This is a genomic window from Chamaesiphon sp. VAR_48_metabat_135_sub (assembly GCF_031418915.1).
Taxonomy (GTDB): Bacteria; Cyanobacteriota; Cyanobacteriia; order Cyanobacteriales; family Chamaesiphonaceae; genus Chamaesiphon.
Genome location: NZ_JANOJV010000123.1, coordinates 1 through 5,821 on the forward strand (window position 1 = coordinate 1; position 5,821 = coordinate 5,821).

At 38.8% G+C, this 5,821-nt stretch carries 8 protein-coding genes; 7 read left to right on the plus strand and 1 reads right to left on the minus strand.

Annotated elements, in window-relative coordinates:
- The 6 genes from RMO55_RS08780 to RMO55_RS08805 form a co-directional block, all read left to right on the plus strand.
- Positions 1-311 (plus strand): hypothetical protein (locus tag RMO55_RS08780; RefSeq protein ID WP_310425858.1); only part of this gene is annotated, 311 nt, incomplete at its 5' end.
- Positions 312-375: 64 nt separating this feature from the next.
- Positions 376-741 (plus strand): hypothetical protein, encoded by a 366-nt coding sequence (locus RMO55_RS08785; RefSeq protein ID WP_310425860.1) that lies wholly within the window; start codon positions 376-378, stop codon positions 739-741.
- A 46-nt stretch (positions 742-787) separates the two neighbouring features.
- The gene (locus RMO55_RS08790) at positions 788-1,735 is read left to right on the plus strand and encodes a hypothetical protein (protein ID WP_310425862.1); all 948 of its coding nucleotides are present in this window, start codon (positions 788-790) and stop codon (positions 1,733-1,735) included.
- 45 nt (positions 1,736-1,780) lie between these two features.
- Positions 1,781-2,338, plus strand: coding sequence for a hypothetical protein (locus tag RMO55_RS08795; protein WP_310425864.1), 558 nt, complete (start codon positions 1,781-1,783; stop codon positions 2,336-2,338).
- A 67-nt stretch (positions 2,339-2,405) separates the two neighbouring features.
- The gene (locus RMO55_RS08800; protein WP_310425865.1) at positions 2,406-3,362 is read left to right on the plus strand and encodes a serine aminopeptidase domain-containing protein; all 957 of its coding nucleotides are present in this window, start codon (positions 2,406-2,408) and stop codon (positions 3,360-3,362) included.
- A gap of 57 nt (positions 3,363-3,419) precedes the next feature.
- Entirely contained in the window at positions 3,420-3,680 is a 261-nt protein-coding gene (locus RMO55_RS08805; protein WP_310425867.1) for a hypothetical protein, read from the plus strand.
- A 66-nt stretch (positions 3,681-3,746) separates the two neighbouring features.
- On the opposite strand, the gene RMO55_RS08810 is transcribed toward RMO55_RS08805, so the two are convergent.
- Positions 3,747-4,079, minus strand: a complete 333-nt coding sequence (locus tag RMO55_RS08810) for a transcriptional regulator (RefSeq protein ID WP_310425869.1) — start codon at positions 4,077-4,079, stop codon at positions 3,747-3,749.
- A gap of 120 nt (positions 4,080-4,199) precedes the next feature.
- On the opposite strand from RMO55_RS08810, the gene RMO55_RS08815 reads away from it, so the two are divergent.
- Positions 4,200-5,384 carry an alpha/beta hydrolase gene (locus RMO55_RS08815; protein WP_310425870.1) on the plus strand — a complete coding sequence of 395 codons (1,185 nt, stop codon included), beginning with the start codon at positions 4,200-4,202 and terminating at the stop codon, positions 5,382-5,384.
- Positions 5,385-5,821: the final 437 nt, after the last annotated feature.

Here is a 5,821-nt window from a genome sequence, read left to right on the forward strand (position 1 = left end):
CATTAAAAGACATTGGCAAGATAATACTAGAAGACAAAGAAAAAATATCAAAGCTACAAGAAACTAGATTAGTTGTCAGATCGATCGTGTCATCTAACCCTATTGGTGATGAAGCTGGCTGGATTAAAGCTAGACAGAGTATTTTAACAATGACAATAATGTCAGAAAATCTAAGAAGTGCAAGTTCTACATTGGGTGATTTTAAAGATATATTTGAATCGTTTCTGGAAGGCAAATCAGATATTAAGTCAGTCAATATCTTCTTGTCAGACGTAGAAGCTTTTGTTAAATTAGTGAGCAACGCAAAATAATTCATCAACCTTCTTATCCTTTCACTATTTACAAATTAATCATTAAGGAGCAAAATACATGACAATGACATCAGAACAGCTATTAGATTTAGACAAGTTGCGTGACGAAGATATCCAGAAACTGAAAATTTTAGAAGATGACTTGTATTCATCTGTCAAACAAGCATGGTTTGAAGATCCAGTTAAGGCGACAGCAGAACAAAAGAAAGCTTTCAAAGAAAGAAGAATTAAGTTGTCGAATCTAATCGAAGATCTTGACACAATACGCATTGAAAAAATAGCTGAAAAATTCAAAGTAAATGAATCAAAGCTTCAAGAGGGAATAGATGAGTTATCAAAAACAATAAAGGGTATTTCTAGCTCGATCGATACTCTCAGTCAAATAGGTACATTGATTTCTACGATCGCTAAGATACTACCCTTAGTCTAATTACTTACAGTTCTCAAATTTTCAAAATCACTAACAGGAGATTCATATGACCAATCCAATCAGCCCCATCAGCCCCGAACAATTGAAAGAAATATTAACTAACCCTGATACTACTCAACACGAAATAGAAGAACTTATCGAACGAGATAGTAATCCTAATCTTAATCCTTTCAATTCTAACTTAAAAGTAAAGTCGCAAGCTATCAACTCAAACATAGATGATGAATGGTTTAATGAAGTCGCAAGAAAGTATCGTCAGCAAAAATATCAAGAAAAAATAAACAAAGGTTTTAGCGGTGTTAAAATTGTTTCCGAAGGTGACTCGTGGTTTCAATTTCCTTTTTTACTCAAAGATGTAATTGACTGGCTATCTGATGACTATGCAATCTGGAGTTTAGATGCCGCAGGTGATACATTAGAGAACATGACTTCTGCTCCTAATACAAACAAGATAATTGATGTAATTACAAATAAGAATCCTGATGTATTCTTGATAAGTGGTGGTGGTAATGATATGTTTACAAATGGACTTTTCAACACATTAATAAATGAATTCGATCCAGATATAGATAGACTACCAGAAAAATATCTTAACGGAGCATTTGATGATTTTGTCAAGAGAATAATGGATATATTCAAAAAATTATTCACAGACCTGTTAAGAATTTTTCCTGATTTAAAAATTGTTTGTCATGGGTATGACTACATTATTCCGAGAGAGAGTTTATCTGGTGGCTTTGTTCGTAATAGCCTGATTCAAATGGGAATTAATGATGAAGAACTACAAATAAAAATCATGAGAGTTGTGATCGATCGACTCAACGATGCACAAATAGATCTAGTATCCAGATTCCCTAATCGCGTTTTTCATGTAGATTGTAGAAAAGCAGTAGGCGTAGGTCGAGAAGACTGGTTTGATGAAATACATCCTAAGAATGATGGCTTTGAATCTGTAGCCGATCGATTCAAGACAGTTATCAACAGGATTATATAAGGTTTACAACCGCTTATCATCGCAGAAGTAAATCAAGAGAGTATTATGATTAGCCATCCTTTTCAAACAATTTCATTAAAAAAAACAATCATTTTTATTATTGTTTTTTTAATTATCACATTATCGATCACAAGTCAATTAAATAAAATTGGTAAACCACTGACTATCCCAGTGACTTCACCGCTAGGTATTATCTCTCTTGAATTTGCTTTTACAGCAAGAAATGCTCAAAAAATTGTCAAAGCTTGGAGTGATGTAAATGTATTAAATAGAGCGATTGATCTTCAGCGACTAGATTTTTTATTCATCGCTGCTTATTCAATGACATTGAGTTTTCTATGCATTTTGGCAACAAAATTGTTATCTAATTTCGATCCTCGATGGTTGTGGGCAGGAATTATATTAGCTTGGGGGCAATTAGCAGCGGCATTATTTGATGTAATTGAGAATCTGTGTTTATTTCCTTTTTTGTATGGTGCTACTGAAAATTTATTTCCGCTGGCTTCATTAGCAGCAGTAAGCGCAGGGCTGAAGTTTATCCTGATTGGGTTTGGAGTAATATACTTTCTCATATCAGTTGGCATTAAGATTTGTGGTATCTGATATCATCTTATCTAGACTAGCCTTTAGACTCATTCATTGTAAAAAAATATTAGGATATAGTTGAATCATGTTGAGAGATTGGAACGAATATTATCACGAGCATTTTAGCAACTACAAGCAAAAATCTGATGTGCGAAATGGATGTTATCCGCAGATGTTTAAGCATGACGATGATGGACAGCCGAGAAACGCCATCGTTTTAGTACATGGATTGACAGACTCGCCCTACTTCATGAAAGATATTGGCGAATACTTCTGCTCCGAAATGGGTTTTGATGTCTATATCCCCTTGCTTCGCGCTCATGGCTTGAAAGAGCCTGAAGACATGAAAGATGCGTCTTTGATTGAGTGGCGCAAAGATGTCATATTTGCGATCGAGAAAGCTAAAGAAAGTGGCGGCAAAGTCTCGATCGGGGGACTATCAACAGGTGGTACATTGAGTGTTAAAATGGCTCTAACTGATGAGCAATCGATCGATGGTGGAGTTTTTCTATTCTCGGCTGCATTAGGTTTAGCTAGTGGTGCTGGCAATCTGGCTGAAATCTTTCTCAGAACCACTCTAGCTAAAATTTTAGACTATCTCGATAGTTATATCGATCGAAGTCGCCTCATCAATAATTCTGCTAGTGGTAATCCCTTTCGATATTCTAAGATGGACATTGGCGGAGCTAGAGAATTATCTAAACTAATTAAAGAATTAGATTTGCTTACCGATCGAGATATATTGAATCAGCCTTTGTTTGCTGCACATTCTGAAGCAGATACCACCGCAGCTATCGATGAGATTGAGGAGTTAGTCGATCGATCTTATCAGCGACATCAAAAAGCAGAAATGTTTAGAATTGGCAAGAACTTTGGGGTTCCTCATGCCAGTATTGTTTTAAAAGATCCAGTGCTATCACTTAACAATTCTCCTTTAGAACCTAAAAATATTTTCTTTGAATCGATGATGGAATCGCTTCGTGTATTTGCAGACAGATATGGTTTAATCGATCGAATCAAATCTACTCGATCGACAGACTAAATAAATGGAGAAGTAAGCCTATACTGGATATAGATCGCAGCCTCTAATAAAAAAATTATGCCACTAAGTGAACTTCTGGATCCAGTCAGTCAACTGTCTCATCAGGATAAACTGCGACTTATTCACTTTCTCCTGCTTGCAGTAGCCAAAGAAGAAGGATGTAGCCTAGAAGCAAATCGAAATAGCGATTCAGAGAGTGTACTTCTCAATCGACTAGCATCCACGGAAGCCTTTGTCTGGTCTCCCCAGTCCGATTCAGCAGCCCTTCAAGCATTGTCCGATCTTCTGGTAGCAGCACAGGGAACAGCCCATGCTTAACGGTCAACGTTATTAGTCCGCAAGATCCCCGACTTCTCCGAGAAGTCGGGGATCTGGGGCTGCTAGTTACTCATCTTTCGGCACTACAGCCAGCCGAAAACCCAACCCATGTAATAAATCAATTAATCCATATATTTCCACACCCTTACTTTCCGCCAAAACTCGATCGAGGCTGCTATGTAAATCCTTTGTTGTCGTAGATAGTTCGTCAACTCGCTCTTTTGCTGCCACCATATTAGTTAATACCGATCGCAGTAATTCTGGAATCGGATCTTCGAGATCGCGTTCTAAAGTTACTTCTAAATAAGCAGCAGCTTCGATCGGATCTTGACGTGACTCGATTAGGCGATCTCGGTAATTTGTACTAGTCAGAATCTTGACGTTTGGTTCTACTTCCATACTCGAACTAACAATCGGATAAATTCAGCATTCGATCGCCACAATATCATAATACTCACAAACCTAACAATCTAGTTTCACCTAAGCAGACAAATATAGTTTAATCGATCGATTAAAAATATGACCCAAGTTACCGTCGGCGATATTAATATTAACTACGAAATTAAAGGTAATGGCGCACCATTACTGATGATTATGGGTTTAAGTTTCAGCCTCCGTGATTGGGGTAAGAAATTTACCGAGCTACTCGCACAGCACTATCAACTAATCCTGTTCGATAACCGCGATGCTGGACTCACCAGCGAATCCACTCGCCCCTATACTATCGCAGATATGGCAGATGATGCCGCCGGACTTTTAGACGCATTAAAGATTCCCAAAGCGCATGTATTTGGGGTCAGCATGGGTGGTGCGATCGCCCAACAATTTGCGCTAAAATACCCCGATAAACTAGATAAACTCATTCTCGGTTGCACGATGGTGGGCGGTACCTGTAGTCAGCCTGGAGACATTAGTGGTGCGATCGATGGCAATCTTTCGGGGTTACTATTTACGCCCACATTTATTCAAAACCATCAGCAGGAATTAGCCGAATTCTTCGCAGCAACTACCCCATTTCATAGCCAAGGAGAAGCATTACGGCGGCAAATGCAAGCCTTTGGAACTCACGATACTTGCGATATTTTGAGCGATATTCAAGCGAACACGCTCATCATCACAGGAGATAAAGATATTGCCATCCCTCGATCGAATAGCGATCTACTCGCTGCCAAAATTCCAAATTCCAAATTGGAAATAATTGCAGATGCCGCGCATGGATTTTCTTATAGCCATGCAGATACCACCGCCGATTTAATTCGGCTCTTTTTACAGCAACAACCTAATTCAGAGAAAAAAATCATGAAAAACCAACTCGATGCAATTTACCAGACATTTCGTGAATATGCAGAAGCATTTAATTTACTAGATCCAACGCAAGTCGAACCCTTTTTTCAAGTACCTTCGATGCTGATGACTTCAGATTTAGTCGTAGTGATGAAAGAGTCAAAAGAGGTAACTGGTGTATTTGCAGTTCTTATGGATAAGTTGAGAAAAGATAACTTTAAAGAGAGTAAGATTCTCTCGCTTCAAGTTAGTCAACTCAGCGATAATCAAGGACTAGTTGTTGGAGTTGCCAAACGATTTAATCAAGCAGACGAGGAAATCGAGCACTTTGGATTTACTTATACCCTACGGAAAGTCGAAGGTGACTGGAAGATTATTGCAGGCGTATTGCACGAACCAGAAACATTATCTAATTCTTGATGATTCGATCGAGTAATCAGCTAGAGGGGTTTAGATCCCCGACTTCTTTAAAGAAGCCTTTGGATCTGGCTGTGTCTATACCCTGCGTAAAGTCGAAGGTGAATGGAAGATGATTACAGGCGTATTGTACGAACCAGAAACGCTTTCTAATTCTTGATGATTCGATCGATAAGCACGGGTTCGAGATAATCTCACATCTTGTAGTAATACGTAAATACTATTACTGCCACATCCCGAGGGTACCCATTAAGGGCACCCCTACACAATTAACCTGTAGCAGAGTGGATTAATTATCGCCAAAGGAAAATCGCCTAAATCGTCGAAACCCACGGTAGGGGCAATTCATGAATTGCCCCAACCGGGGGTTTCGACGGCGGGTGACAACGAAGAACTAGGGGTTCAAATATTTTCCCCCGACCATTAAGCCACCCAGCTCC

What these genes read in the sequence shown, in the direction of transcription:
- RMO55_RS08815 (WP_310425870.1), top strand. Translation starts at nt 4,200, where the DNA reads ATGACCCAAGTTACCGTCGGCGATATTAATATTAACTACGAAATTAAA.
- RMO55_RS08795 (WP_310425864.1), top strand. Translation starts at nt 1,781, where the DNA reads ATGATTAGCCATCCTTTTCAAACAATTTCATTAAAAAAAACAATCATT.
- RMO55_RS08790 (WP_310425862.1), top strand. Translation starts at nt 788, where the DNA reads ATGACCAATCCAATCAGCCCCATCAGCCCCGAACAATTGAAAGAAATA.
- RMO55_RS08810 (WP_310425869.1), bottom strand. Translation starts at nt 4,079, where the DNA reads ATGGAAGTAGAACCAAACGTCAAGATTCTGACTAGTACAAATTACCGA.
- RMO55_RS08785 (WP_310425860.1), top strand. Translation starts at nt 376, where the DNA reads ATGACATCAGAACAGCTATTAGATTTAGACAAGTTGCGTGACGAAGAT.
- RMO55_RS08805 (WP_310425867.1), top strand. Translation starts at nt 3,420, where the DNA reads ATGCCACTAAGTGAACTTCTGGATCCAGTCAGTCAACTGTCTCATCAG.
- RMO55_RS08800 (WP_310425865.1), top strand. Translation starts at nt 2,406, where the DNA reads ATGTTGAGAGATTGGAACGAATATTATCACGAGCATTTTAGCAACTAC.